We start from the raw sequence: 26,892 nt of genomic DNA on the forward strand, positions 1-26,892 counted from the left end.
GCCTGCGGGAGCAGCCGATGCCGCGTGAGGTTTCGCGTCGTTCGCTGCTCGCCGGCGCGGGCGCGCTGGCGGGCTCCGGCCTGCTCGCCGGCTGCGCTCCGTCGCGACCGGGAGGGGCGGGCGCTCCAACGGATCTCGCGCCGTTTCGTACCCCTTACAAATTCGGCAAATTGGTGCTGGCGGCGAGCGGTGAGACGGGGGCGTTCGACGAGCGCGCGGTCGATCAGCCTTTCGTCTTCGCGCATGCCGGCAAGTTCTTCATGACCTTCGTAGGCTATGACGGCAAAGGCTATCAGACCGGCCTCGCCGAATCCGACGACCTGGTGACGTGGAAACGCGTGGCGCAGATCCTGTCGCGCGACCCCGCCGATCCGGTGACGCGCTGGAACATCGCGACTTCGTCGCTGCTGCGCGAGAACGACCTGCAATCACCGGGGCGGCTGCGCAAGGTCGACGGGCGCTATGTTTGCGCCTGGCATGCCTATCCCAACGCCGGATATGAGGAAGGTCCCGCGGTGATCGGGCTCGCGTGGAGCGACGATCTGATCCATTGGGAGCGCAGCGCGCCGATCCTGCGTCCCGATGCCGATGCCGCATGGGAAGCCGGCGGGCTCTACAAGCCGTGGCTGATGAAGCACGGGGACCTTTATTATCTATTCTACAACGCCAAGACCGGATCGGTGCCGTGGAAGGAGCAGACCGGGCTCGCGATTTCGCGCGACCTCAGGACCTGGACCCGCCATCCGGCCAATCCGCTGCTGCGCAACGGGCCGCCGGGCTCGCCCGATCACCGTTTCGCGAGCGATCCGGTGGTGCTCCGCCACGGCGAGCGCTGGGCGATGTATTATTTCGGTCTCGCGCAGGACGGCAAGGCGCGCGAGTTGCTCGCGCTCGGCGACAGCCCTGGCGATTTCACCAAGATCGGCGAGGTGATGGTCGATGTCGGGGCACCGGGCGCGGTGGACAGCGTCTATGCCCATAAGCCGGCGATCCTTCACCACGCCGGCGACCTCTATCATTATTATTGCGCGGTGAGTGGGGCGTGGCCGAACGAGACCCGGGGGATCGCAGTGGCGCGATCACGGGCCTGGGGTCAGGCGATACCCTAGCCGGAGAAGAGAGCATCCTCCAGTTCATCGCCTCGCGCACGATATCTTGCCGACCACCCCCGCCGCGGTATGCGCCATGCGGGCATAGCCCTGATCGTTGGGATGAAGATGATCGCCGATCTGGCTGTCGAGCCGCATCACCTTCGGCTTTCCCGGTTCCTGCATCGCAATGTCGAAATCGACGAGGCCGGCGAACTGCGAGCGGTTCGCCCGGATCCAGCGATTGACCGTCGCCCGTTTCACCTCGCCCTCGGCATCGGCATAGGCGGCGCCTTCATAGGGCAGCAGCGTGCCGACGATCAGCTTGACCTGCCGCGCATGCGCACGCGCGAGCAACTGGCGATAGGCGGCGATGATCTGATCGGCAGTTACCGCCTGATCGCGCTTCGCCGGATCGCTGATCTTGCCGATGTCGTTGATGCCTTCGAGCAGCAACACATGAGTGACGCCCGGCACTGCGAGCGCATCGCGATCGAACCGCGCGAGCGCGTTGGGGCCGCGGCCGTCATGGAGCAGCCGGTTGCCGCTGATCCCGGCATTGACCACCGACCAGCAATGGCTCGAAGGTCGCGCAGCGAGCAGCCGGGCGAGCTGATCGGGATAGCTCATCTGCTCGCCCGGCGACGCACCCGCGCCTTCGGTGATCGAATCGCCGAAGGCGACCAGCACGCGGCGCGGGCTGCCCGACACTTCGACTGCGGAGACCAGCCCGGGCGCGCGGGCGCGAAGGGGGGAGGCGAGTTGGGCGCGGGCGGTCTGGTCTCCCGTAACGACGTCGACCATCTGCGCATGCGCCGGCGGCGCGGCCTCGCCGGGATAATAGATGCTGACCGCCAGCCGCTCGCCGGCGCGGACGGGCAAGTCGAGCGGGTCGGTGTAGAAGGGCGCGTTCGCGGGAATGGTGGCGGACTTGCTTCCGGCGAAGGCGAGTGCGCGGACGCTGCCCGGTACCACGGCCCCGCCGGCGTCGAGCCGGGCGACGCTCGCCGCGCCGATGCGAAGCACCGTATCGGAGAGCTCGTTGGAAAGGCGCAGTCGGAGCCTGCCTCCCGAACTTGCAACGCCGACGATCTGGCGCACGGTCTCGTCCTTGAACGGCCGGCCGAGTGCGTCGCGGATCCTGGGTTCGTACGCGATCGGCGGCGCGCTCCACGCCCCGAACCATGTCGGCGCGACTTGTGCGGCGGCGGAGCTCGCCAGCAGGAACAGGGCCGCAGCCGATCGAAGTTTGCGCATCGTCTTCTCCAAGGTCAGCGCAATTTGATCAAAGCGACGCCGTGCGCCGACAGCGTTCCGCCCGCCAGATCGCCGGTGACCAGCGAAGCGCCCGCGGGCAAAGCGATCGGATGCGGTTCGGCGCCGTGGTTGATCAGGATGAGCAGCCGCTTGCCCGCGCCGCTGCGTTCGCCGACTTCGATGTCGGGGTGCAGGTCTGCGAGCACGGGGCGGATGCCTGCGCCGTCGAGCAATTGCGTAGCAATGGTGGCGAGCAGGCCGTCGTCGAGCCAGCCGCCGATATAGGTGATCCGGCCTTTGCCCACGCGGCGCGTGACGGCGGCGGGCTTGCCGTCGAGCCAGCCATGGGGGTCGGAATACGTCGCCAGCACCTCGACGTCCTTTGCGACCGGCCGGATCGCTTCGGCCCAGATGTTGGCCTTGCCCGCGCCATAGCTGCCCTGCACGCCGACCGGCGCGTCGAGGGCGTAATATTGCTCGACTTCGGCGCCCAGCAGATCGGCGAGCGGACCGGGCTGGCGCTTCGGCCAGAGGGCGTTGGCGTCGTCCTTCATCCCCGATCGCGGGCCGAGCACGAGATGCCCGCCGGCTCGGACATAAGCGACGAGGCGTTCGGCCTGCGGCGGGGTCAGGACGTGGAGGCTCGGCGCGACGACCAGCCGGTATTTGCCGAGTTCGGCATCGGGGGCGATGACGTGGATGCCCTGGGTGCGGGTGCGCAGCGGGCGGTAGAGGCTCAGGAATTGCCGGACCGGATCGAAATCCTTGTGATGGCGCTGGATGTCGATCGCCCAGCGACTGTCATAGGAAAACAGCATCGCGATCTGGGCGGCGGGTTCGGTATCGGCGAGCAAGGGCGCCGCCTGCGCGAATTCCTTGCCGGTGCGGGCCACTTCGCCGAACACCGGGACCGGGGTGCCGTCGGCACCGAGCAGCGCGCCGTGATAGGTCTCCTGCCCGTTCCGCGCAGGGCGCCATTGCCAATAGAGCAACGCATCGGCGCCGTGGCCGACTGCCTGCCACGCCATTTCGCGGACCTGTCCCGGATCGAGCGCGCGATTGACCGGAACCCAGTCGACCCGACCGGGCTGGGTCTCCATCAGCCAGAAATTGCGCTGCTTGTAGCCGCGGACGAGATCGTGATTGGCGCCGTTGGCCACCCAATCGGGGCGGCCGTCGGGGATGTAATTGTCCCACGACGCCATATCGACGACGCGGTGGAGCGCGAAATGGTCGAAACCGGCATTCCAGAACATCGTGTTGGTGGTGACGAACTGGCGTGGATCGGCGTGGGCGCGGATCGCCGCCGCCTGCGCCGCGACATAATCGGTCCAGGTCGCGGTGGTGAAATGCTTGAAGTCGAGCAACAGGCCGGGATTGTGCTGCCCGGTGGCGCGCAGCGGGACCTGATCGAAATTATTGTAATGCTGGCTCCAATATTGGGTCGCCCAGCGCCGGTTGAGTTCGTCGATCGTGCCGTAGCGCTGCTCGAGAAAATGGTGCCACGCGGCGACGGACTCGGGGTCCCATGACGGCGGGCCGATCTCGTTGTCGATCTGCCAACCGACGATCGCGGGGTTCTTTCCGTAGCGCGTCGCCATCTCGGCTGCGATGCGTGTGGCGAACTGGCGGTAGCGCGCGCTGGCGAAGGAGAAATGCCGTCGGCCGCCATGGCCGGCGCGCTTGCCGTCTTCGTCGACGCGCAGCGTGTCGGGATATTTCTGGGTGAGCCAGGCCGGCGGCGCTGCGCTGGGCGTGCCGAGCACGACCATCATGCCGTTGCGCACCGCGGCATCGATCGCACGATCGAGCCAGCCGAAGTCGAAGCGGCCCTCCTCGGGCTCCATCGTGCTCCAAGCGAATTCGGCCAGCCGCACCGTGTTGAACCCGGCGCTCCTCATCAGCTGAAGATCGGTTTGCCACCGCGCTTCGGGCCATTGCTCGGGATACCAGGCGACCCCGAAGGCGAGCGCGGGACGGTTTTCGAACTGGGTGGCCCGGGCGTGCCAGACGCGCGATTGGGCATGCGCCGGGGCGATCGCGGCGACAATCACGCCGAGCGCAGCCGCAAGCGTCGTCAAACTTCTCCGCAACCCGCCTCTCCTCTTGATTAGTATTATGATATGAGGGAAACGGTCGGCATAGCAAGCGCCGGCGACACTCCGCGATCGACCGGTTTATAGTGCGGACCGCGGGACGAGGGATGGGATGATGCAAGGTTTGGCCGACACGGTGCTCTCACGCCGCGCAGTGATTCATTGCGCCGCCTGCGCGACCGCGGGCGGCACGCTGGGCGCGGTGCCGATGGCGTGGGCGGCTGATCCCGCGGTGCTGCGCGGCAAGGAAGCGGTGCACGAATTTCCCTATGGCGCGGTGCGGCTCACCGGCGGGCGGATCAAGCAGCAATATGATCACATTCACGCCCATTATCTCGCGCTCGACAATGATCGCGTGCTCAAGGTCTTCCGCGAGAATGCCGGACTGCCGGCGCCGGGCCCGAACATGGGCGGCTGGTACGATCAGGACGGCTTCGTTCCCGGGCTGACGCTCGGTCAATATATTTCGGGCCTCGCGCGCCTCGGCGCCGCCACCGGCGACAAGGCCGCGCATGCCAAGGTCGCCGCGTTGGTCGACGGCTTCGGCAAGGCGTTCGTCAAGGCGGGCAATCCCTATGCCGGCCCCAAGGCGCAGGCGCAGTGGGCTGCCTATGTCATGGACAAATACGTCGTCGGGATGATCGACGCGTACCGGCTGAGCGGCGTCGAGCAGGCGAAGACCCTCCTCCCGATCATCATCGAGAAGTGCCGACCCTATATCTCGCCGGTCTCGCGCGACCGGATCGGCAAGGTCAATCCACCGTACGACGAGACGTACATCATGTCGGAGAACCTCTTCCACGTCGCCGACATCACCGGCGACGACAAATATCGCCGGATGGCGATCCATTATCTGCTCGACAAGGAATGGTTCGATCCGCTCGCGGCGGGGCAGGACGTGCTGCCCGAGAAGCATGCGTACAGCCACACGATCGCGTTGAGCTCGGGCGCGCAGGCCTATCTCCATCTCGGGGACGCCAAGTATCGCAAGGCACTCGAGAATGCGTGGAAGTTCATGGAGCCGCAGCGCTTCGCCAGCGGCGGCTGGGGCCCCGAGGAGCAGTTCGTCCATTTGCATCAGGGCAAGCTCGCGGCGAGCCTCAAGAGCTCGAAGGCGCATTTCGAAACGCCGTGCGGCGCCTTCGCCGACCTCAAGCTCGCGCGCTATCTGATCCGCTTCACCGGCGAGCCGCTTTATGGCGACGGTCTCGAGCGCACGCTGTACAACACCATGCTCGCGGTGCGTACCGCGGACAGCGACGGCGGCTATCCTTATTATTCGGACTACGGATCGCAGGGCGAGAAGCGCTATTATCACCAGAAATGGCCGTGTTGCTCGGGCACGCTGGTCCAGGGCGTCGCCGACTATGTGCTCAATCTCTATTTCCACGACGACGACGCACTGCTCGTCAATCTGTACGCGCCATCCGAAGTGACCTGGGATCGCCCCGGCGGCGCGGTCGAAGTGGTGCAGGAAACCAACTACCCCGAGACCGACAAGGTCCGCCTGATCGTGCGCAAGCCCGGCAATGGCCGCTTCGCGATGAAGCTGCGCATCCCCGCGTGGAGCAAGGGCGCGACGGTCTCGGTCAACGGCAAGTCGCAGCCTGCCACGGCCGGCCAGCTTGCCCTGATCGATCGCAACTGGAAGGCGGGCGACACGATCGAGCTCAACCTGCCCCAGCCGCTGCGCACGCTGGCGATCGACGATCAGAACCCTAACCTGCAGGCGCTGATGCGCGGTGCGGTGATGTATGTCGGGATCAATCCGTGGGACGGCATCGACGAGCAGGTCGTCGCTTTGCCCGGGGCGCTCGAGCCCATGCCCGGCCAGGCCGAGGCCTATCGTGCGCGGATCGATGGCCGCGACCTCGTCTTCGTGCCGTATCACAATGTCGATACCGAACGCACCGCCACCTATTTCAAGACGTCGTGATGGCCAGCACAGACCGCGTCTACGCGACCTATTGGATCGAGACTGCCTTTCCGCTGGAGCAAGCGGCGACGACGATGGCCGGCGAGCAATCGACCGGCACCTTCGTCCGCGTGCCCGGCGAGACCGATGAACTTCGCGAGGCGCATGCCGCGCGGGTCGAGGACCTGGTCGAGCTGGGCGAGGTGGCGGCGCCGTCGCTCCCCGGCTCGGGCCTGCCCAAGAGCGGCGATGCGCGCCGCCGCGCCGCGCGCGTGATCTTGTCATGGCCGATCGCCAATTTCGGTCCGTCATTGCCCAATCTGCTTGCCGCGGTGGCGGGCAATCTTTCCGAGCTCAAGGCCTTTTCGGGGTTGAAGCTGCTCGATCTCAAGCTGCCGCCGGTCTTCCTCGAACGCTATCAGGGGCCGCAATTCGGCGTTGCCGGCACGCGCCGGCTGGCCGGCGTGTACGACCGCCCGATCATCGGTACCATCATCAAGCCCAGCGTCGGTCTCTCCCCGGAAGCGACTGCCGAACAGGTGCGCGTGCTGGTCGAGGCCGGCGTCGATTTCATCAAGGACGACGAGCTGCAGTCCGACGGGCCGCATTGCCCGTTCGATGCGCGGGTCTCGGCGGTGATGCAGGTAATCCGCGACCATGCCGAGCGCACCGGCAAAAAGGTGATGTTCGCCGCCAATCTGACCGGCGACATGGACGAGATGCGCGCGCGCCACGATCATGTCCTCGCCGAAGGCGGCACGTGCATCATGGCGAGCATGAACTCGATCGGCTTGCCCGCGATGAAGATGCTGCGTGCGCATTCCCAATTGCCGATACACGGCCACCGCAACGGCTGGGGCATGCTCGGCCGCTCGCCGGCCACGGGCATGAGCTTCCTCGCCTATCAGAAGCTCTGGCGGCTGGCGGGGATCGACCACACTCATGTCAACGGCATCGACAACAAGTTCTGCGAGGAGAATGACAGCGTCATCGCCTCGGCGCGCGAATGCCTGACGCCGATGTTCGACGCGCCGCATCCCGGATGCGAGATCATGCCGGTCTTCTCCTCGGGCCAGTCGGCGCGGCAGGCGGCGCCCACTTTTGCGGCGCTGGGCAGCGCCGATCTGATGTTCGCCGCGGGCGGCGGGATCATGGCGCATCCAGGCGGCCCCGCAGCGGGCGTCCGGGCGCTGCGCCAGGCTTGGGATGCCGCGGTGGCCGGGGTGCCGATCGCCGAGGCGGCGCGAGACGCACCCGAGCTGGAGGCGGCGCTGGCGGCGTTCGGCGGGTGAGCCTGCTCTACGCCTTTTACGGCGACGACTTCACCGGCTCGACCGACGTGCTCGAGCAGCTCGCCGAAGGCGGGGTGCCGGCGGTTCTGTTTCTCCGCGCACCCGATGCGGTGCTGCGCGCGCGCTTTCCCGATGTCCGCGCGGTCGGCCTGGCCGGCGACAGTCGCAGCCGCTCGCCCGACTGGATGGATGCGCACCTGCCCGCCGCGTACGGTGCTTTGCGCGAGGCCGCGGTCGTTCATTACAAGACCTGCTCGACCTTCGACAGCAGCCCCACGATCGGCTCGATCGGTCGAGCGCTCGACATCGGCATGGCCGCGTTCGGCGGCCCCGCGGCGATCGTGGTCGCGGCACCGCATCTGGGACGCTATCTCGCCTTCGGCAATCTGTTCGCCGCGGCGGGGGCGGAGATCTTTCGTATCGACCGACACCCGACCATGGCGCGCCATCCGGTGACGCCGATGCACGAAGCGGATCTGATCCGCCACCTCGCCGCGCAGACCGGTGCCCGCATCACGCTGGTCCCGCTCGACCGGGTGCAGGCGAAGCAGGCGGGAACGGCGTTCGATGCAGCGCGGGACAGCGACGCGATATTGTTCGACGGCGTCGCCATGGACGATCTCGCCGAAACCGGCGCGGTGCTCCTGTCGCGCGGCGTGCGCCTTGCGGTCGGCAGTTCGGGCGTGACGCGGGCGCTGGTGCTGGCGTGGCGTGCGGCGGGTTTGATCGAGGGCGCAGCGGAAACCGCGCGTGCCGATGCAGTCGAGCGGCTGCTGGTGGTGAGCGGGAGCTGCTCGCCGGCCACTGCGCGCCAGATCGTGCGTGGCGTCGCGGAGGGTTATCGTCCGGTGCGTGCCGACGTCGCGGCGCTGCTGCGCGGCGAGAGCGGCGAGGAAGCGCGGTTGGCGGACGAGGCCATTGCGGCGCTGAGTGCCGGCGGGCGCTGCGTGATCCATACGGCCGAGGGCCCGATCGGCGAGGTGCCTGCCGCGGGCGACCGGCTCGGCGCGGCGCTCGGCCGGATCTCCGGCAAGGCGATCCGCGAAGCCGGCGTGCGCCGTGTATTGTTTGCCGGGGGGGACACTTCGAGCCACGGGGTCGCCGAACTCGGCATCGACGCATTGACCTGGGCCGCGCCGATCGAGCGCGGCGCACCTCTGGTCCGCGCCCACGCGGCGGACGCTGCGATCGACGGGCTCGAATTGGTGCTCAAGGGCGGCCAGATGGGCGGCGAGGGCTTTTTCGAGACGGTTCGCCGCGGTACCCCCGCCTAGATCAGGCCGCTGGCGCGAGGTCCGGCGTGGCCTTGTGGTCGAAGCCCTTGGTGCAGTCGATCACCGCGAAGATCCCCGCCGCGATCAGCACCATCGCCGCGACGCCCTGCAGCGGCAGGCTGTAATCGCCCGTCCCTGCGACGATATAGCCGATCGCCACGGTGCAGACGAAGCCGCCGAGATTGCCCGCGGTGTTCATCACGCCGCTCGCGGTGCCGCCGTAGCGCCCGCCGATCGCCATGCACATCGCCCATGCCGCGGGCAGCATCAGGTCCATCACGGCGAAGGCGGTGCTGGCGAGCAGGACGATCGCGAGCTTGCCGGTGGCGAGGCTCATCGCGACGAGCAGGCCGGCGGTGGCGGCGAGGCAAAGGCCGGTGATCAGACTATAGGCGCGGCGGATGCCGATGCGCTGCGCCAGCCGGTCGCACAGAATCCCGCCGACGAGGTTCGCGACGACGCCGAGCAGGAAGGGCAGCGAGCCGTACAGGCCCATCTCGGCGATGGTGAAGCCTGCGCCCTTGACCATCCAGGTCGGGAACCAGTTGAAGAAGAACCAGCTGCCGAACGCATAGAAGCAATAAGCCAGCGCGATCAGCCAGAGCTGGGGCAAAGCGAGCAATTTGCGCCACGGCGTGCCGAGATGGCCGCTTTCGTCGCTGCCGATCTCGGCGACTTCCTCGGGCGTGATGCCGGGTTGGTCGGCAGGCCGGTCGCGATACCAGCCTCGCCATGCCAATGCCCAGCCGAAGCCGATAAGGCCGAGCACGACGAATACTGCGCGCCAGCCCAATTGTGCCTGCAGCGGCACCAGCAGCAAGGGGGCTAGCGCGCCGCCGAACCGGCTCGCCGCCCAGATCACGCCCTGGCCGCGGGCGCGTTCGCGTGCCGGCAGCCAGCGATAGAGCACGCCGGACATGTTGGGATAGGCGCCCGCCGCGCCGAGCCCGAACAGGAAGCGCGCGCCGGTGAGCTGCCAGAAATTGCGGCACAAGGCCGTGACGGCGGTGAAGAACGACCACCAGATCGTGATCCGGGTGAGTTCCTTGCGATAGCCATGGCTGTCGCCCATCGCGCCCGAGGGGATCTCGAACACCGCATAGGCGATCACATAGGCGCCGAGCACCCAGCCCCATTGATCGGGGGTGATGGCGAGGTCCTTCTGGATCGACGGGCCGGTGACGGCGATCGCCATCCGATCGAGAAAGGTGATGACCGACAGTGCCGCGAGCAGCCCGACCACGGCATGGCGTTTCCTCACTTGGCCAGCCCGGCGAGCAGGTCGCGCGCGCGCTCGACGCCGAGCTCGGGACTCGAGAATACCGGCGCGGGGACGGCGCCCTCGGGCAGGGTCGCCAGCACCCGCGCCATCGATGCCTGGGCGAGGACGATCGCGTCCATGCCCTGCATCGCTTCGGTGAGGGCTTGTCCGACGATGCGGTCGTGCGTGGCGCCATCGCCGGCCATCACCGCTTCGAACGCGCCCGCGCAGAGATGCTCGACGATCTCGACGGGCTTGCCCTGCTCGGCTGCGACCCGGCGGACGAGATCGGCGGTGGGATCGAGCGTGGTCGAGAGCGTCGCCAGCACGCCGATCCGGACGCCGGTGGCCACGGCCTTTTCCGCCATGGGCCGGTCGACTCGCAGCACCGGCTGATCGTGAAGCTGCGCCGCGATGTCGACGGCGGGGCCGATCGACGAACAGGTCACCAGAGTCGCATCGGCGCCGGCGTCGAAGGTCGAGCCGACCAGGGCGACCAGCCGCCGCATCGTCGCCTTTTCGAGCATTCCGGCGGCGATGGTGTTCTTGATCAGGCTCTCATCGACGAAATGCAGCACGCGCACCCCCGGCAGGAGGCGCGCGGTCAGTTCGTTGAACATCGGGCTCAGCGTCGGCGAGGTGTGGAGCAAGGCGAGCGTCGGCATGGTGCTGTCCTGAATCAGAGCGTGAACCGGTATTCGCCCGCGCCGACCTCGAAATGGAGATCGCGGCCGTCGCGGCGGAGGTTGCGGATGTGCGGATGGGCTTCGAGCGAATGTGGGCCCTCGTGCCAGTCGGCGCGATCGGGCAGCGTCACTTCGGCGACGGCGTTCGCGGGCACGGCGAGCGCGAGACTGGTCATTCCGGTTTCGTCGCCGTGGACCGCGGTGGCGATCGTGCCGACGCACGATTCGTAGCGCGCCTCGACGCGGCCGATCGCCGGCAGCCAGTGCGGTCGCACCGCGATGCGGCTGAAGCCCGGCGCGGCGGGGGCAATACCGGCGAGGCGCCGGTAGAAGAAGCCGACCACCGCGCCGAAGGCATAATGGTTGTAGCTGTTCATCGCGAGATCGCCGACGTCGCCGTTCCAGCGCTCCCACATCGTCGTCGCGCCGGTCGCCGGCATATAGCCCCAGCTCGGATAGCCCGTCTGGAGCAGCAGCCCGGCGACTTCCCGCCAATGGCCGGCATCGGCGAGCACGTCGAGCAGATAGGGCGTGCCGAGAAAGCCGGTGGAGAGCTTCATCCCGCGGCGGCGGATGTCCGCGGCGAGCACCTGCGCAGCGGCGGCGCGGCGATCTTCGGGCACCAGTCCCATATGGAGCGCGAGCACCTGGCTGGTCTGGCTGCCATTGCCGGCGGTACCGTCGGTAGCGACGAATTCGGCGGCGAAGGCTTGACCGATCCGGGTGCGCAGCGCGCGGTATTGCGCGGCTGCCGCGCTGCGGCCGGTCGCTTCGGCCATGTCGGCCATCAGTTCGGCGCACCAGGCCCAATACGCTGTGGCGCACAATATCCGTGGAGTCGTCTCGTCATCGGGCTTGATCGCGTCGACCGACAGCCAGTCGCCGAGATCGAGTCCGCGATCGGCGCGCCAGACATGATCGGGATTGTGGCGCGCGACATAGGCCATCCACGCCTCCATCATCGCCCAATTCTCATCGATCACCGCAGTGTCGCCGTAGCGCTGCCAGAGCTGCCAGGGGAGGATGATGCCGGCCTCGCTCCATCCGGCGGTGACCACGTCGGGAAAGGAGAGCGGCTGGGGCACGACGATCGGCAAGGCGCCGTCGGTCTGCTGCGCCGCGCGGACCTCGCCGAGGAAGCGGCGGATGAAGGGATCGACCTCCATGTTGAACGCCGCCGCGTCGAGAAACACCTGGATGTCGCCGGTCCAGCCCATCCGCTCGTCGCGCTGGGGGCAATCGGTGGGCACGGCGAAGAAGTTCGAGCGCTGGCTCCACAGGGCGTTCTGCCAGATCCGCTGGAGCAAGGGCGCATCGGGGAAGCGAATCGTGCCGGTCTCGCGGCAGGCGCTGTGGAGGATCACGCCTTCGACATCGTCCGGTGTCGGCACGCCGGGAAAGCCCTCGATCTCGATGTAGCGGAAGCCGTGATAGGTGAAATGCGGCTCGAAGCTTTCGACCGCGCCGGTGCCGGCAAGGATGAAGCGATCGGTGGCGCGCGCGAGGCGGAGATTGGCGAGGTCGGCGGTGCCGTCGGGCGCGAGCAGCTCGGCGAAGCGCATAGTGATCGTGGTGCCGCGGGGGCCGGTCGCGCGGATGCGCGCCCAGCCCGAGAAATTCTGGCCGAAGTCGAAGACATGGCGGCCCGGAACCGGTTCGGTGACCGTGATCGCGCGCAGCCTGCCGCGCGGCGCGATCGCCGGAGAGGTCTGCGCGATCAGCCGTGCCGGTGGGGCTTCGCCGGCCTTTGCCTCGGCCCAACCCGAAGCGTCGAAGCCGGGCAAGTCCCAGCCGGGCGTCTCGGCGCGCGCGTCGAAGGTCTCGCCGTCATAGATTTCCGACGTGAGGATCGGCGAGGGAGCGATGCGCCAGTCGGTGCCGGTCGTCACCCATTCGAAGGTCCCGTCGGCATAATCGAGGCGGAGCTGGGCGCGGAAGCGGCGCGGCGCGGGACCGAAGCCATAGCGCTCGATCCGCCAGCCGAACGGACTGGCATACCAGCCGTCGCCGACGATCGCGGCGAGCGCGTTCGCGCCGGGCGCGACCAGGTCGGTCACGTCGTAGGTCTGGTAGAGGATGTGCGCATGGGCGACGCTCATCTCGGGCGCGAGCACGGCATCGGAAACGCGCGTGCCGTTGATCCGGGCTTCGTAAGCACCGAGGGCGGTGGCGTAGAGCCGCGCCGCGATCACCGGTCCGCGGGTCTCGAAATCGGTGCGCAGCTGGATCGCCGGCTCGCTCGGACGCGGATCGTTGTGGACGTTGGCGCCGCTGGTGACCGCCTGTGCCCAGCCGCCGGCGCCGAAGCCCGGCTCGGCCCAGCCCGCGGGCGGCGAGGGCATGACGCGCCATGCCGGGCCGCTGACCAGGCGCGCGACGCTGCCGTCGGCGCGGTGCAGCCGGATCAACGCCGCGAAGGCGCCGCCGTCGACCGGGAAGAAGCCGCTGGTCTCCGCCTCGACCAAGGCGCAGACGCTGTTGCGGCCGGGACGGATCTCGCCCTCATAGGGGCTGAGCGTGCCCCAGAAGGGGAGATGGGTGTCCCAGTCGAACGGCCAAGGCAATTCCGCGGGCACGCCGTTGATCCAGACCCCGCGGAGATGGTCCTTGCCGGCGAGCAGTATCTCGGCGCGTTCGAAGTCCTCCGGGGCGTCGAAATCGAGGCGGAAGGCGTGCGGGCGGGCGTCGAGCGGAGTGTCGCTCCAGATCCATGCGAGGCCCGCCTTGCGGTCGGCCTCGGCTAGCGGCTCTTCGGCCTCGATCCATGCGCCGCGCCAGTCTGCGGGAGTCGGCAGGCCGGTCTCGAACCACGCCGGCGCCGAGCGCGCGACGGTGCCGTCGCCGTCGGTGATCTCTACCGTCCACCAGACGCGCTGCATCGATGCGAGCGGTGGACCGTTCCAGGCCACGTCGAAGCTCGCGGCCGAAGCGACGGTGCCGCTGTCCCAGAGCAGCGTGTCTGGCTGCTCGGGGTTCGCGAAAGCGCGGATCCGATAGCTGGCCTGGACCGCGCCGCGTTCTGCCGCTTCGATCCGCCATGACAGGCGCGGATGCATGGCTTCGGTGCCGAGCAGGTCGACGGTGTGTTCGGCGCGCAGATCTACGACACGCGGCATCGGGTCGCTCACGGCGCGATGGCCGGTTCGGGGAAGGTCGTCGCGGCGTCGTCGAGGACGAGCACCCAGTCATTGCCCGGCGCCGTGTCGCCGGGCGGATCGAAGCGCCGCTCGCCGCGATTGGCGAAAATCCCGATTTTGGCGACGCTGCCGTCGCGCGGCGAATACCAGGAGGCGGTGACCCGCGCGCCCGAGATCGCGCCGAGGCGCATCGTGAAGGGGCGGCCGGTATAGGCATAAGCGAAGGCGTAGCGCTTGCCGCGGCTCGCCAGCACGCGTTCGTAGCGCACGCCATTGTCGCGGATCAGCGCCTGATCGGGCACGCGCTCGAGCATCGGCCGCGATTCGATCAGCCGGCGCAAGTGCCGCATCTGGTTCGCGCCCGGCGCCGCGAGCGCAGTAGACCACAGCCGCCCGGCCTCGAAGCTCGGCTTGTCGCGATCCGGCACGAACATCTGCATGACGTTGTTCTCGCCATAGGTATGCCCGAACGCCCCCGCCATCACCGCCCACCATGCGTAGCGGCGCGCATCGGCGGCCGCCCATTTCGGCTGATTGGGTTCGTGCAGTCCGTAGGGGATGTTTTCGTAGGAAGGCTCGCCGTCGATCGCCGGCTTGGCAGGCAGCCGCGCCCAATCCTCGGCGATGAACCGCCAATTATCCTCGGCGCGCGCGCTGGGGCCCTCCTGGGCATAGGATCGGTGCCCCGACTGAACCATGTTGAAATCGAGCCACGGCGCGGTGTGGAACTGCCATGACGAGGCGGTCCGCCCGATCGGGTGGAAGGTCATCAGATGCCCGGGATCATGGCGCTTGATCGTCGCGCCGAGGCTTTCCCAGACGGTGCTGCGCATCTCCGCGCGCGTGTCGCCGCCGTTGAGCCAGACGATGTTGGAATGGTCGCGATAGCGCTCGGCAAGGAAGCGGCCATAAAGCGGGGCGTTGCGGTCGTTGAGCGCACCTTCGTCGGCCAGCGATCCCCAGGCCGGCACCAGTGCGAGATAGAGGCCGAGCGCCTCGGCGCGCGCGACCAACCAGTCGAGATGGTCCCAATAATCATATTCCCCCGGCCGCGCCGGATCCTTGCCCGGAGTCACCCGCGGCCGGCCCGGGTCGCCTTCGATCAGCGCCGGCGCGTCGTAGCGATTGGTCATCTGCGGCGTGTGCAGCACCATCACCTGGATCAGATTGAAGCCCTGCCGCTTGCGCGTCGTCAGATACTGTTCGGTTTCCTCGCGGGTGAGGCGGCCGAGCAGCAGCCAGCCGGTATCGCCCATCCAGAAGAACGGGCGGCCGCCGGCCTCGAGATAATGGCCGTTCGCCGCGACCTTCAGCGGGGCGGGGGCCTGCGCGCACGCCGGCGTTGCGCTCGCCGCCAGCAACGCGGCGATGATGGTCAAGCCGACTCGCATTTTCAGAACACCCTCTCGCCGCCCCGCATTTCAGGCAGATTTATTAGATATAATAATACTAATCGCGTCAACCGGACGTGAACAGCGCCTCGCGCGCGAGCTTGAGTGCCGCCACCGCGTCGTGTCGGTCCTGCGCCGCCTGCATCGCGTCGAAATCGAGCTTGTCGAGCCCGCGCTCGATCGTCTTGAGGAAGCCGATCGCCGAATTGGCCGCACCGACGCTGTCCTCGCGGAACGGGAATTGGTCGAGCTGCCACACGCCTTCCCACTTGTTCTTGCGCAGCGTGTAGAAGAATTCGAACAATTCGATCGGGTGAACCGAGCCGGCGATCATGTCGTCGTCCCAGCCGCGCAGATTGTCGTTGACGTCCATCCCGAACAGCCGGCCGTGATCGATCGCCAGCTGCGCCGCGTCGGCGGGGGATTCGCCGCCGAACAGCGAATGGCCGAAATCGAGCAGGATCCCGACATTGGGCAGCCCGATCTTCTCGATCCCGAGCAGGGTCCGTGCGACGCTGTCATAGCTCATGTGCACTCGCGGCTCGCGCGGCTTGTATTCGATGACGAATTTGAGGTCGGGATTCTGGCTCGCCAGCTCGCCTACGCCGTCCATGCTGCGCTGCCAGAGCTTCTTGTGATCGACCTGGAAGGGATAGTCCCAGCCGTCCTGGCCCGGCCATAGCTTGACGTAGTCGGCGCCGAAGCGCCGCACGACATTGGCGGCGTCGTTGACCAGTTCGTTGGCGAGCCGGCGGATGCCCGCGTCGGGATTGGTGAATGCCCCTTGCGCGAATTGCCTCGTGTAGATTTCAGGCGTGATCCCGATCACCGAGAGCTTGTTGCGCTCGAGCGCCGCCGCGACCGTGTCGAGCGAGAGGCTGGAATCGGCGAAGGGATAATTGATGTCGACCACCGACAGGTCGTCGACCTGCCCGGCGAGGTCGATCATCTCGATCAGCGTGCGCGGCGGGCCATAGCCGTCGGTGGCGTAGCGATCGACATAGGTCGCGAAGTGCCAGATGCCGGCGCCGTATTTCTGCTCGCTCACGGTCTGTTCCTCATCCTGTGTTCGTTGGGATTTTTGCCGCTCAGGCGACGATCACCTTGACGCCCGCAGCCTCGATCGCGGCGCGATCCTCGTCGCGAATGCCCGAATCGGTGACGAGCGTGTGGACGAGGTCGAGCCCGCCCAGAGCCGAGAAGGAGCGCGCGCCGATCTTGCTCGAATCGGCGGCGAGGATCACCGTCTCCGCCGCCGCGATCATCGCGCGCTTGACGGCGATGTCGGACAGTGCGGGGTAAGTGAGCCCCGCGTCGAGATCGATCGCCGCGGTCGCCAGAAACAGCTTCCGGACGAACAGCCCGCGAAAATAGTCGGCCGAGCGCTCGCCGCTGAGCGACAGGGTCGGCGCCTTGAAATGCCCGCCGCTCATATGGACGTCGAAGCCCGGCTCGGCCCCCAGCATCAATGCGATGTTGAGCGCGTTGGTGATCACCGTCATGTCGCGGTGACCGAGGATGTTGGCGGCGATCTCGGTGGTGGTCGAACCCGAATCGAGAATGATCGTCTCGCCGTCGCTCACCAAAGCCGCGGCGGCGCGGCCGATCTTTCGCTTGGCGTCCATATTGTCGAGATGCTGGAGCGCCATCGCGCGGACCTGCTGGCGCACCGATTTGAGGAAAGCACCGCCATGCTCTCGGATGACATGGCCGTCGGTCTCCAGCTTCTCCAGGTCCTGGCGCACAGTGACTTCCGAGACCGAAAAGGCCTGCGCAAGGTCGCGCACCCGGGCGCTGCCCTCCTCGCGCAGCCATTCGAGGATCTTGCCGCGCCGGGCTTCGCCCAGCTCGCGCGAGCGGGCGGTCATCGCGCGCCGCCTGCGCCGTTCCGCACGGCATCTTTGAGCAGAACGGGCGCCTTCGCCATCGAAACCTCTCCGGGCCACGCGTCGCGACGTGGCGTTGGCCCCTGCCTAACTTGATGTTTCGGTTTTGGTCAAGTTCTAAGGGTGTTTGGCTACAAACGAAGAAATTCGAAAGCAAACCTGTTGCGATCGATTGGTGCCGGCGCTATTCCCTCCTGCCAGGAGAGGAGTTGCATGGAGAATCTCGAAGGGCTTCGGTCCGGCGACCAAGGTGGGTCACGTACGCTGGAATCGCGTGCGGCGCGCGTTCGTGCGCGCGCCAACTGGATGCGTCGCCGGCTGCTCAAGATGATCGTCGACGCCGGCCAGGGGCATCCCGGCGGCGATCTTTCGGCGACCGATGTTGTCGCGTCGCTCTATTTCGATATTCTTCGAATCGATCCGGCTAACCCGCGTGCGCCTGATCGCGACCGCTTCGTGATGAGCAAGGGGCATTGCACCGGCGCGCTTTATTCCGCGCTGGCCGGTGCCGGCTTCTTCGCCGAAGCCGAGCTCGATACCTATCTCCAGCCCAGTTCGCGGCTCAACGGCCATCCCAACCGCAACTATCTGCCCGGCGTCGAGACCAATACCGGGCCTCTCGGGCACGGACTGCCGGTGGCGACGGGGATCGCGGTGGCGGGACAGATCGACGGCGCGGACTATCGCGTGTTCGCGCTCACCGGCGACGGCGAGTTGCAGGAAGGCAGCATGTGGGAGGCGGCGATGTTCGCCGGTCATCGCGGGCTTGGCAACCTCACCGTGATCGTCGACCGCAACCGGCTGCAGCAGGGCGCGCGGACCGAAGACACCAATGCGCTCGAGCCGCTGGCCGACAAATGGCGCGCGTTCGGCTGGGAGGTGGCGGGGGTTGACGGACACGATCCCGCGGCCTTGCTCGCGGCGCTCGACGATGCCTGCCTGCCGCGCAGCAAGCCGCGCTGCATCATCGCCAGCACGATCAAGGGCAAGGGCGTCAGCTTCATGGAGGATCAGGCGGGGTGGCATCACGGCGTGCCCAATGCCGGCCAATATGCCCAGGCGCTCGCCGAACTCGACGCGGAGATGAATCGATGAGCGCACCCGAAGCCACCGGTGCGCTCCGCGATTGCCGCGACGCCTATGTCCGCGCAGTCGAGGAACTCGCGGCCGAGGATTCGCGGATCGTGGCGGTGGTCAATGATTCGGTCGGCTCGTCCAAGCTCGGCAAGTTTCGCGAACGCTTTCCGAACCGGCTGATCAATGTCGGCATCGCCGAGCAGAACATGGTGAGCGTCGGCGCGGGGCTCGCCAATGGCGGCAAAATCCCCTTCGTCAGCGGCGCGGGCTGCTTCCTCACTGCGCGGGCGATGGAGCAGATCAAGGTCGATTGCGGCTACAGCCAGGCCAATGTGAAGCTGTGCGGCATCTCAAGCGGCGTCGCCTATGGCGAACTCGGCGCGACGCACCACAGCATCGAAGACGTGGCGTGGCTGCGCGCGATCGACAAATTGACTGTGATCGTCCCTTCGGATTCATGGGAGACCGCGGCGGCGATCAAGGCGGCGGCGGCGCATGACGGGCCGGTCTATGTCCGGATCAGCCGGATGCCGGTGCCCGACATCGAGCGCACCGACATGGAATTCCGGATCGGCCGCGCGGAAGTGCTGCGGCAGGGCGGTGATCTGGCGATCATCGCCAACGGCACGCTCGTCCACCGCGCGCTCGCGGCGGCGGAAGCGGTGGCCGCCGAAGGGATTTCGGCCCGCGTCGTCAATATGTCGACGGTATCGCCGATCGACGTGGAAGCGATCGTCGCGGCCGCGGCGACCGGCGCGATCGTCACGGCCGAGGAAGGGCTGGCGCATGGCGGGCTCGGCGGCGCGGTCGCCGAATATTGCGCCGAGCATGCGCCGGTGCGGATGCGGAAGCTCGGCTTTCCAGGCTTTCTGCCCACCGGGTCGGCCAGCTGGCTGATGGAACAGTTCGGGCTCACTGCCGACGGCATCGCCGCCGCCGCGCGCGAACTGATCGCAGTGCGGAACGCCTGATGTCGGGCCCGGTCATCCTCGCGATCGATCAAGGGACGACCAATACCAAGGCGCTGCTCGTCGCCGGCGACGGATCGGTGCTGCATGCGCGGTCGCGCGCGATGCGAGTCGATTATCCGCAGCCCGGCTGGGCCTCGCAATCGGCGTCGGACATCTGGGAAGCGGTCGCGGCTTTGATCGCCGAGCTGGTCGCCGCGGCGCCGGAGGTGACGATCGCCGCGCTGGCAATCTCGAACCAGCGCGAGACGATCGTATTGTGGGATGCCGAGACCGGCCGGCCGATCGCGCCCGCGGTGATCTGGCAATGCCAGCGCTCGGCCGAACGCTGCGCCGCATTGCGCGCCGCCGGGCACGGACCGGAGATCGCCGCACGCAGCGGGCTCGGGCTCGATCCGCTATTCCCCGCCGCAAAGATCGCGTGGCTGCTCGATGCGGTGCCCGATGCGCGCGAGCGCGCGGCGCGAGGCGAGCTGCGCTGCGGCACGATCGACAGCTGGCTGTTGTGGAATCTCACCGGCGGCGCTGTCCACGCCACCGATCACAGCAATGCCTCGCGCACCCAGCTGTTCAATCTCGATACTCTGGATTGGGATCCCGAACTCGCGCGGCTGTTCGACGTGCCGCTGGAACTCCTGCCGCGGATCCTGCCGTCGAACAGCCATTTCGGCACCGTCGCGCCGGGACTCACGGCTTTGCCCGAGGGCACGCCGGTCCACGCCATGCTCGGCGACAGCCATGCGGCATTGTTCGGACATGGCGTGGATCGCCCCGGCCGAGTCAAGGCGACGATCGGCACCGGCAGCTCGCTGATGACCGCGACCGACGCCCGGGTGCGATCGACGCATGGGCTGTCGAGCACGATTGCGTGGAGCCGGGGCGGACAGGTTCAGCATGCGCTGGAGGGCAATATCTCGGTCTCGGGGCATGCCGCGGCATTCGCGACGGCGTTGCTCGGCCTCGCCGATGAGGACGCGCTGACCCGGCTGGCCGCCAGCGTCGACCATAGCGACGGGATCGTGTTCGTCCCCGCGCTCGCCGGGCTCGGCGCACCGCATTGGTGCGCCGAGGCGCGCGGCACGATCTCGGGCATGTCGCTGTCTACGCGCCCCGCGCATGTCGCGCGCGCCGCGCTCGAGGCGATCGCGTTGCAGATCGGCGACGTCCTGAATGCGATCGAGGCCGATCTGGGCGTGCGCTTGCCCGAGCTGTCGATCGACGGAGGTGCCGCGCGCAACCCGCTGCTGGTGCAATTGCTCGCCGATCTTCTCGACCGCGACATCGCACGCCCGCGCATCACCGAGGCGAGCGCGCTCGGTGCGGCGCGGCTTGCCGCCGAAGCGCTCGGTAGCGGCGATTCCGCCCCGCTGGCGGTCGACCATTTTGTCCCGGCGCTCGACCCGGAACGGCGCGAAGCGATCCGCGCCCGCTGGCGCGCCGCCATCGCAGGCGTGACGGCAGGATCGTCCCAAACATCGCTGGAGTGAACAGAGCTCGCATGAGCGAACGCGGCGCCGAATACGCGAAGACGTGGGCAACGCGTTCGAAAACCTGAAAAAATATAAGGTGGGGAGTAGGATAAATGAAAGTGTCGCAAGGCAGGAATGCCAGCAAGTCGCTACGGCCGCTGTTCATGGCCGGAGCCAGCATATTGACGCTCTTCGCACCGGCGACGGTGCACGCGCAGGATGCTGCCGAGCCCGTGCAAGTGACCGCGGCGGGGCAGGACGCCGACGAAGTCCAGAATGAGGCGATCGTCGTCACCGGCAGCCGCATCAAGAGCCCGACGCTCACCTCGCCCTCACCGCTCCAGGCGGTGACTGCCGAGGATATCGAGCGGACGGGCCGCCTCGACATCCAGGAAATCCTCCAGACCAACCCGTCCTTCGGCGTGCCTGGCCAGTCGCGCAACACGTCGAACTACGGCGCGGTCAGCGCCGGCTTGTCGACGGTCAATCTGCGCAACCTCGGCGCCAATCGCACCTTGGTATTGATCGACGGCCGCCGCGTCGTCGCCGGCGTGCCCGGCTCGGCGCAGGTCGACCTGTCGATGATCCCGAGCTCGTTCATCGAGCGTGTCGACGTGCTGACCGGCGGCGCCTCGGCAGTCTACGGCTCGGATGCCGTCGCCGGTGTGGTCAACTTCATCTACCGCAAGAATTTCGAAGGCGTGCAGCTCAATGCCCAGACGGGCATCTCCGGGCAGGGCGACGACAATCAATATTCGGCGAACCTCACCGCCGGCGGCAATTTCGCCGACGGGCGCGGCAATGTCATCGCCTATGCCGGCTGGTCGAAGCAGGGCGCGGTCTCGTCCGCCAGCCGCGCGCGCAGCCGCTCCGACCAGACCAGCATCGGCGCGCTCCAGCGCAGCAACAATCGCACCGACGCGAACCTCACCGCCGCACAGAACCTGTTCAAGGCGCAGCGCAACTTCTCCACCGTGGTCCCGGCCAGCACCTTCAATGCGGGGACCGGCAATTATATCGTCGACTCGACCGGCACGGTCCGCCCGTTCAGCAGCGCCACCGACGGCTTCGACCGGACGCCTTTCGACAATATCTCGGTGCCGATCGAGCGCCGCAACTTCGCCGCGCGGGCGAACTATGAAGTGAGCGAAGGGATCAACTTCTTCGCCGAGGGCAGCTATGCCAACACCACCTCGAAGGGCCTGCTCGAGCCTTCGCCGCTGGTGCCGACCGGTGCGCTGGGTCTCTTCCGTCAGGGCAATGGCCGCTACAATATCGAGCAGCTTGTCACCAATCCGGCCAATGCCGCGCAGTCGCAGATCGTGCGCAATCCTTTGGTGCCGCTCGGCCTCTACAATGTCGCGACCGACACCAATGGCGACGGCTTCCGCGACGTCGCGGTGTCGCGCCGCCTCGCCGAGTTCGGCCAGCGCTTCGCGATCTTCGATCGCACCACCTTGCGCATGGTCGTCGGCGCCGAGGGCAAGCTCGGCGACAAATGGAATTGGGACGTCTCGTACAATTGGGGCAAGACCACTGCCGACAGCCGGCTGACCGGACTGATCAACCAGGATCGCGCGGTCCAGGCGCTCAACGTCATCCAGGACGTCTACGACGCCAACGGCAACGGCAACACCGTCGAAGCGATCTGCGCCAGCGCCGAGGCGCGCGCGCAGGGCTGCGTGCCGTGGAACGTCTATGGTGCAGGCAATGCTTCGGCGGCGTCGATCGCCTGGCTGGGGGTCGATTCGACTCGCAACGCGGTGCAGACGCTCGACGTCGCCGCCGCCAACCTTTCCGGGTCGCTGTTCGATCTGCCGGCCGGCGCGGTGCAGGTCGCGCTGGGCGCCGAATATCGCAAGGAATCGAGCAGCGAGATCTTCGATCCGCTCTCGATCGCCGCGCGCAACGCCTATGTCCAGCAGACCAACACGTCGGGGCATTTCGACGTCAAGGAGCTGTTCGGCGAAGTCGTCGTGCCGTTGATCCACGACACGCCGTTCATCCACAGCCTGACGGTCCGGGGCGCCGGGCGCATGTCGGACTATTCCACCGTCGGCACCTTCTATGCGTACAATGCCGGCGTCGAATGGGCGCCGATCCCCGACATCCGCTTCCGTGGAGTCTATGCCCACGCGGTCCGCGCGCCCAATATCGGCGAGCTGTTCGCGGCGCCGGCGATCAGCATCTCGTCGGTCAACGATCCGTGCGCCGGCGTGACCGCGACGAGCACCGGCACGACCAGCACGACATGCCGCGCCGATGCCGGCGTCGCGGCGAACATCGCCGCCAACGGCGTGTTCACGCTCAACCAGTCCGATCTTCAGGGCGTCGGCGGGCTCAATGTCAGCAATCCGGACATTCAGGAGGAATCGGCGCGGACCTGGACGCTCGGCGCGGTGATCAATCCGATCTCGATCCACGCCCTGCGCAATCTCACGCTCACCGTCGACTATTACAATATCAAGCTGAACGACGCGATCGCGCGCACCAGCCGCGATTTCATCCTCCAGCAATGCTATCTCAACAACGATCCGGACTTCTGCGCATTGGTCTCGCGGCGCGCCATCGCGTCGGGGCCGTACAGCGCGGGTTCGATCCAGTTGGTCAATTCGCAGCTGATCAACAGCGGCGGCGCCTCGACCGAGGGCGTCGACACCACCCTTTCGTACCGCTTGCCGGTGGCGGGCGGGACCGCGAACTTCGCTGCGAGCTGGAGCCATCTGATCCGCCAGGGCAGCGTGCCCCTCGCGGGCGCGGCGTTCGATCGTTCGGACGGCGAGATCAACACCCCGAAGGACCGCGCGAGCTTCTCGGTCGGGTTCGACACCGAGACGTTCGGGATCAACTTCAACGGTCAGTATATCGGCGCGTCCTATCTCGACGACCAATATCGTGCCCGCTTCCTGCTTGCCGACGGTTCGCTGCCCGACAAGAAGTATTTCCGCGTCGACTCAGCTTTCTATGCGGACATGCAATTGCGGTTCAACGTCGACAAGGGGTTCGAATTCTTCGCCGGCGTCAACAACCTGCTGAACACCCAGCCGCCCCCCGTGATCACCGGCCTGACCGGCAGCGTCACCGGCACCGAGACCGCGGCGGGCACCTATGATCCGATCGGCCGGCGTTTCTATACCGGTTTCCGTCTGAAGCTCTGACCCGTTACCTGCGTCGGGGCGTCGCGTCCCGACGCAATAATATTATCAAGTCGAACAAGGAGAGAGCCAGGTGGCGACGATCGCGGACCCAGCCGAGCGCAACGACTGGAAGAACACGATTCTGGCCGGGCTCGCCAATTACATCGACGCCGGGTCGATCGTCGCGGGCGCGGGCGCGCTGGCACTATGGATGGAAGCGTATCGGATGAGCCCCGGGCTCGTCGGACTGATCGCTGCGCTCGGCCCCAATGCGATTTCCGCCGGATTGGGCGCGCTGATCGGCGGACGCCTGTGCGATCTGTTCGGCCGCAAGCGCATCTACCAATACGACATGCTGTTCTACGCGTTCGGGATGCTGTGGCTCGTCTTCGCCGTGAACGTGTGGATGATCGTGGTCGGCTTCTTCCTCGTCGGCCTCGCGGTCGGCGCGGACATCCCCGCCTCCTGGTCGCTGATCGCCGAGAACGCCCCCAAGGGCGGGCGCGGCAAGCATAGCGGCGTCGCGCAATTGCTCTGGTATCTCGGCCCCGTCGTCGTGCTGCTGATGCTGCTCGTGCTCACCCCGCTCGGACTGCTCGGCGCGCGGATCGTGTTCGGGCATCTCGCGGTGCTGGCGATCCTCCTCACCTTCCTGCGTTCGAACATGCACGAATCGGAGCGCTGGCTGGAGGCGCAGGACAGAGCCGAGGCGCCAGCAGCGCCCAAGGGCCGCTGGCGCGATCTGTTCACCCGCCAGCATTTCGGCGCGATGGCGTTCCTCACCGGCATGTATCTGTTCTGGAACCTGTGGGCGGGAACCAACGGCTTCTTCTTCCCCTATATCCTGCGCACCGTCGGCGACCAGAGCCAGACCACGGCGGTGGCGGTCCAGACGCTGAGCTTCGCGATCGGCATGTTCTCGATCGCCTTCGTGTTCATGCGCATCTCGGATCGGGTGAACCAGCGGCTGTTGTTCCTCGTCTCGGCGATCATCCAGGTCGTCGGCATGGCGCTGCTCGCATTGTTCCCGCTTACGTTGCCGCTGGCGATCGTCCACGTCTTCCTGATGGCGTTCGGCCAGGGATTCGGCGCGCAATGCTTCTTCCAGCTGTGGAGCGCGGAGATGTTTCCGACCCTGCTGCGCAGCACTGCGCAGGGGGTGATGTTCGCGGTGGTCCGCATCACGCTCGGCTTCTGGAGCTTCTTCGTGCCGATCCTCACCGCCACCGGTTTCAGCACCCTGGCGTGGATCCTCACCGGCTTCCTGTTCCTCAGCGGGCTGATCGGGTTCGTCTGGGCGCCGCGCAACGAAGGCAAGTCGCTCGACGAGCTCGAAGACGCGCTGCACGCCCGCGCCTGAAGGAGAAAGCGCTTTGACCGTCTCACGCCGCACGATCCTGCAAGGCGCGATCGCCGCGGGCGCCGCCGCCACCGCCCGACCGGCCTTCGCCGCGCCGCCCGCCCACGTCGAGCGCTGGGACGTCTACGAGATCGTTCTGGAGGGCCCGTCGCAGGGCAATCCGTTCGACGACGTCCGCATCGCCGCGCGTTTCGAATGCGATGGCCGGCAGGTCCGCATCCCCGGCTTCTACGACGGCGAGGGCGTCTATCGCATTCGCTTCAGTCCGCCCGAACTCGGCCGGTGGCGCTGGCGCAGCGAAAGCAATGTCGCGGCGCTCGACGGGCGCGCCGGCGGCTTCCTGGCGACCCCGCCGACGCGCGGCAATCGCGGCCCGGTGCGCGTCAGCCGCGATGGCTATCATTTCGTCTACGCCGACGGCACGCCGTTCCGCCAGATCGGCACGACCTGCTATTCCTGGGCGCTCCAGTCCGACGCAAAATGTGCCGAGACCCTCGCGACCTTGCGCGCGGCACCGTTCAACAAGATGCGGATGTGCGTGTTCCCTAACGTGCCTTCGGTGGCGACCGATCCGTTCGTCCGCACCGGCACCGCCTTGCGCGACTGGGATCCGACCCGGTTTAACCCGGCATTCTTCCGGCGCTACGAAGACCGCATCCGCCGGCTTGGCGAACTCGGCATCGAGGCCGACATCATCCTCTATCAGCCTTATGACGAGAAGCGCGGCTATTCGGACATGCAGCGCGCCGATGACGAGCGCTATTTGCGCTACGTCGCCGCGCGCTTCGGCGCGTTCCGCAACGTCTGGTGGGCGATGGCCAACGAATATGATGCGGTGAAATCGAAGACCGTCGCCGATTGGGATCATCTGTTCGAAGTGTTGCAGGCCGCCGATCCGCACGACCGGCTCCGCTCGATCCACCAGATCAACAGCTATTACGACCATCGCAAGCCGTGGATCACCCATGCCAGCATCCAGAACGGCGCCGCGGTGCTCGACGATCTCCGCGCCGAGCTGCATCGCGCCTTCGCGCAGAAGCCGGTGATCTTCGACGAGGTCTGCTACGAGGGAAATTCGGACAAGCGCTGGGGCAATCTCAAGGGCGAGGAGATGGTCGAGCGCTTCTGGTGGGGCACGATCGGCGGCACCTATGTCGGGCATAGCGAGACCACCGAGCCGAGTGGCAACCCCGATTTCTCGTGGCTGGGGCAGGGCGGCAAGCTCGCCGGCAGCAGCGCGCCGCGGCTCGCTTTCCTGCGCAAGATCCTCGAGGACGGGCCGGTGCCGGGCATCGAGCCGATCCAGCCATGGTGGAACTATCATCTCGGCGGCAAGCAGAACGAATATTATCTGCACTATTTCGGTGCGGCGCTGCCCACCGAATGGCCGGTGATCCTGCCGGGTCGCGGCGAGGAGGCGCTGCGCAGCTATCGTGCCGACATCATCGATACGTGGAACATGACCGTCACCCCGGTCGAAGGCGTGTTCCGCATGGCGCGCCGCAACGAATATGACGTGCAGGATCCGCAGCGCCCGACGATCGCATTGCCGGGCAAACCGTGGATCGCGGTGCGGCTGCTCAAGGTCTGATCGCCGC

General features: G+C 67.1%; 18 protein-coding genes. 10 read left to right on the forward strand and 8 right to left on the reverse strand.

The window, feature by feature from the left end; all coding sequences use genetic code 11:
• The first annotated feature begins 17 nt into the window (after positions 1-17).
• Positions 18-1,109: a hypothetical protein gene (locus Q9Q95_RS12710; RefSeq protein ID WP_306097497.1), complete on the forward strand. Its 1,092-nt coding sequence runs from the start codon at positions 18-20 to the stop codon at positions 1,107-1,109.
• A 24-nt stretch (positions 1,110-1,133) separates the two neighbouring features.
• Here the strand turns inward: Q9Q95_RS12710 and Q9Q95_RS12715 are convergent, their stop codons facing one another.
• A complete protein-coding gene (locus tag Q9Q95_RS12715) occupies positions 1,134-2,345 on the reverse strand; it encodes an SGNH/GDSL hydrolase family protein (protein ID WP_306097498.1) in 1,212 nt (403 codons plus the stop codon).
• A gap of 14 nt (positions 2,346-2,359) precedes the next feature.
• On the reverse strand, positions 2,360-4,438 hold the full coding sequence (locus Q9Q95_RS12720) for a beta-galactosidase (protein WP_306097499.1): 2,079 nt from the start codon (positions 4,436-4,438) through the stop codon (positions 2,360-2,362).
• 115 nt (positions 4,439-4,553) lie between these two features.
• On the opposite strand from Q9Q95_RS12720, the gene Q9Q95_RS12725 reads away from it, so the two are divergent.
• The 3 genes from Q9Q95_RS12725 to Q9Q95_RS12735 are packed head-to-tail and all read left to right on the forward strand — an operon-like array spanning position 4,554 to position 8,922.
• Positions 4,554-6,377, forward strand: coding sequence for a beta-L-arabinofuranosidase domain-containing protein (locus Q9Q95_RS12725; RefSeq protein WP_306097500.1), 1,824 nt, complete (start codon positions 4,554-4,556; stop codon positions 6,375-6,377).
• Entirely contained in the window at positions 6,377-7,648 is a 1,272-nt protein-coding gene (locus Q9Q95_RS12730; protein ID WP_306097501.1) for a ribulose-bisphosphate carboxylase large subunit family protein, read from the forward strand. The genes Q9Q95_RS12725 and Q9Q95_RS12730 overlap by 1 nt, the downstream gene beginning before the upstream one ends.
• Complete coding sequence (locus Q9Q95_RS12735) at positions 7,645-8,922, forward strand: four-carbon acid sugar kinase family protein (protein WP_306097502.1); 1,278 nt, start codon at positions 7,645-7,647, stop codon at positions 8,920-8,922. The genes Q9Q95_RS12730 and Q9Q95_RS12735 overlap by 4 nt, the downstream gene beginning before the upstream one ends.
• A gap of 1 nt (position 8,923) precedes the next feature.
• Here Q9Q95_RS12735 and Q9Q95_RS12740 read toward each other — a convergent pair whose 3' ends face one another.
• From Q9Q95_RS12740 to Q9Q95_RS12765, 6 genes are all read right to left on the reverse strand, one after another.
• Positions 8,924-10,183: an MFS transporter gene (locus Q9Q95_RS12740; protein WP_306097503.1), complete on the reverse strand. Its 1,260-nt coding sequence runs from the start codon at positions 10,181-10,183 to the stop codon at positions 8,924-8,926.
• Complete coding sequence (locus Q9Q95_RS12745; RefSeq protein WP_306097504.1) at positions 10,180-10,848, reverse strand: aspartate/glutamate racemase family protein; 669 nt, start codon at positions 10,846-10,848, stop codon at positions 10,180-10,182. The genes Q9Q95_RS12740 and Q9Q95_RS12745 overlap by 4 nt, the downstream gene beginning before the upstream one ends.
• A 14-nt stretch (positions 10,849-10,862) precedes the next feature.
• On the reverse strand, positions 10,863-13,985 hold the full coding sequence (locus Q9Q95_RS12750; protein WP_306097505.1) for an alpha-L-rhamnosidase: 3,123 nt from the start codon (positions 13,983-13,985) through the stop codon (positions 10,863-10,865).
• Positions 13,986-13,993: 8 nt separating this feature from the next.
• Complete coding sequence (locus Q9Q95_RS12755) at positions 13,994-15,385, reverse strand: glycoside hydrolase family 140 protein (RefSeq protein WP_306097506.1); 1,392 nt, start codon at positions 15,383-15,385, stop codon at positions 13,994-13,996.
• Between the two features lie 79 nt (positions 15,386-15,464).
• The gene (locus Q9Q95_RS12760; protein ID WP_306097507.1) at positions 15,465-16,445 is read right to left on the reverse strand and encodes a sugar phosphate isomerase/epimerase; all 981 of its coding nucleotides are present in this window, start codon (positions 16,443-16,445) and stop codon (positions 15,465-15,467) included.
• A 40-nt stretch (positions 16,446-16,485) separates the two neighbouring features.
• Positions 16,486-17,265 carry a DeoR/GlpR family DNA-binding transcription regulator gene (locus Q9Q95_RS12765; protein WP_306097508.1) on the reverse strand — a complete coding sequence of 260 codons (780 nt, stop codon included), beginning with the start codon at positions 17,263-17,265 and terminating at the stop codon, positions 16,486-16,488.
• Positions 17,266-17,496: 231 nt separating this feature from the next.
• Here Q9Q95_RS12765 and Q9Q95_RS12770 point away from each other — a divergent pair, with 231 nt between their 5' ends.
• The 6 genes from Q9Q95_RS12770 to Q9Q95_RS12795 all read left to right on the forward strand — a co-directional run bounded on the left by Q9Q95_RS12770 (position 17,497) and on the right by Q9Q95_RS12795 (position 26,885).
• Positions 17,497-18,378, forward strand: a complete 882-nt coding sequence (locus tag Q9Q95_RS12770; RefSeq protein ID WP_306097509.1) for a transketolase — start codon at positions 17,497-17,499, stop codon at positions 18,376-18,378.
• Positions 18,375-19,331 carry a transketolase family protein gene (locus tag Q9Q95_RS12775; RefSeq protein ID WP_306097510.1) on the forward strand — a complete coding sequence of 319 codons (957 nt, stop codon included), beginning with the start codon at positions 18,375-18,377 and terminating at the stop codon, positions 19,329-19,331. The genes Q9Q95_RS12770 and Q9Q95_RS12775 overlap by 4 nt, the downstream gene beginning before the upstream one ends.
• Complete coding sequence (locus tag Q9Q95_RS12780; RefSeq protein ID WP_306097511.1) at positions 19,331-20,815, forward strand: FGGY family carbohydrate kinase; 1,485 nt, start codon at positions 19,331-19,333, stop codon at positions 20,813-20,815. Before Q9Q95_RS12775 ends, Q9Q95_RS12780 begins: the two co-directional genes overlap by 1 nt.
• A gap of 95 nt (positions 20,816-20,910) precedes the next feature.
• Entirely contained in the window at positions 20,911-23,955 is a 3,045-nt protein-coding gene (locus tag Q9Q95_RS12785; RefSeq protein ID WP_306097512.1) for a TonB-dependent receptor domain-containing protein, read from the forward strand.
• Between the two features lie 70 nt (positions 23,956-24,025).
• Positions 24,026-25,294 (forward strand): MFS transporter, encoded by a 1,269-nt coding sequence (locus Q9Q95_RS12790; RefSeq protein WP_306097513.1) that lies wholly within the window; start codon positions 24,026-24,028, stop codon positions 25,292-25,294.
• Positions 25,295-25,307: 13 nt separating this feature from the next.
• A complete protein-coding gene (locus Q9Q95_RS12795) occupies positions 25,308-26,885 on the forward strand; it encodes a DUF5060 domain-containing protein (protein ID WP_306097514.1) in 1,578 nt (525 codons plus the stop codon).
• Positions 26,886-26,892 lie beyond the last annotated feature (7 nt).

It is taken from the genome of Sphingomonas sp. DG1-23 (assembly GCF_030730875.1).
Taxonomy (GTDB): domain Bacteria; phylum Pseudomonadota; class Alphaproteobacteria; order Sphingomonadales; family Sphingomonadaceae; genus Sphingomonas.

Excerpts from the sequence above, each read along its gene's own strand:
- Q9Q95_RS12710 (WP_306097497.1), top strand. The coding sequence starts at position 18 with ATGCCGCGTGAGGTTTCGCGTCGTTCGCTGCTCGCCGGCGCGGGCGCG.
- Q9Q95_RS12715 (WP_306097498.1), bottom strand. The coding sequence starts at position 2,345 with ATGCGCAAACTTCGATCGGCTGCGGCCCTGTTCCTGCTGGCGAGCTCC.
- Q9Q95_RS12725 (WP_306097500.1), top strand. The coding sequence starts at position 4,554 with ATGATGCAAGGTTTGGCCGACACGGTGCTCTCACGCCGCGCAGTGATT.
- Q9Q95_RS12730 (WP_306097501.1), top strand. The coding sequence starts at position 6,377 with ATGGCCAGCACAGACCGCGTCTACGCGACCTATTGGATCGAGACTGCC.
- Q9Q95_RS12745 (WP_306097504.1), bottom strand. The coding sequence starts at position 10,848 with ATGCCGACGCTCGCCTTGCTCCACACCTCGCCGACGCTGAGCCCGATG.
- Q9Q95_RS12750 (WP_306097505.1), bottom strand. The coding sequence starts at position 13,985 with ATGCCGCGTGTCGTAGATCTGCGCGCCGAACACACCGTCGACCTGCTC.
- Q9Q95_RS12765 (WP_306097508.1), bottom strand. The coding sequence starts at position 17,265 with ATGACCGCCCGCTCGCGCGAGCTGGGCGAAGCCCGGCGCGGCAAGATC.
- Q9Q95_RS12770 (WP_306097509.1), top strand. The coding sequence starts at position 17,497 with ATGGAGAATCTCGAAGGGCTTCGGTCCGGCGACCAAGGTGGGTCACGT.
- Q9Q95_RS12775 (WP_306097510.1), top strand. The coding sequence starts at position 18,375 with ATGAGCGCACCCGAAGCCACCGGTGCGCTCCGCGATTGCCGCGACGCC.
- Q9Q95_RS12780 (WP_306097511.1), top strand. The coding sequence starts at position 19,331 with ATGTCGGGCCCGGTCATCCTCGCGATCGATCAAGGGACGACCAATACC.
- Q9Q95_RS12785 (WP_306097512.1), top strand. The coding sequence starts at position 20,911 with ATGAAAGTGTCGCAAGGCAGGAATGCCAGCAAGTCGCTACGGCCGCTG.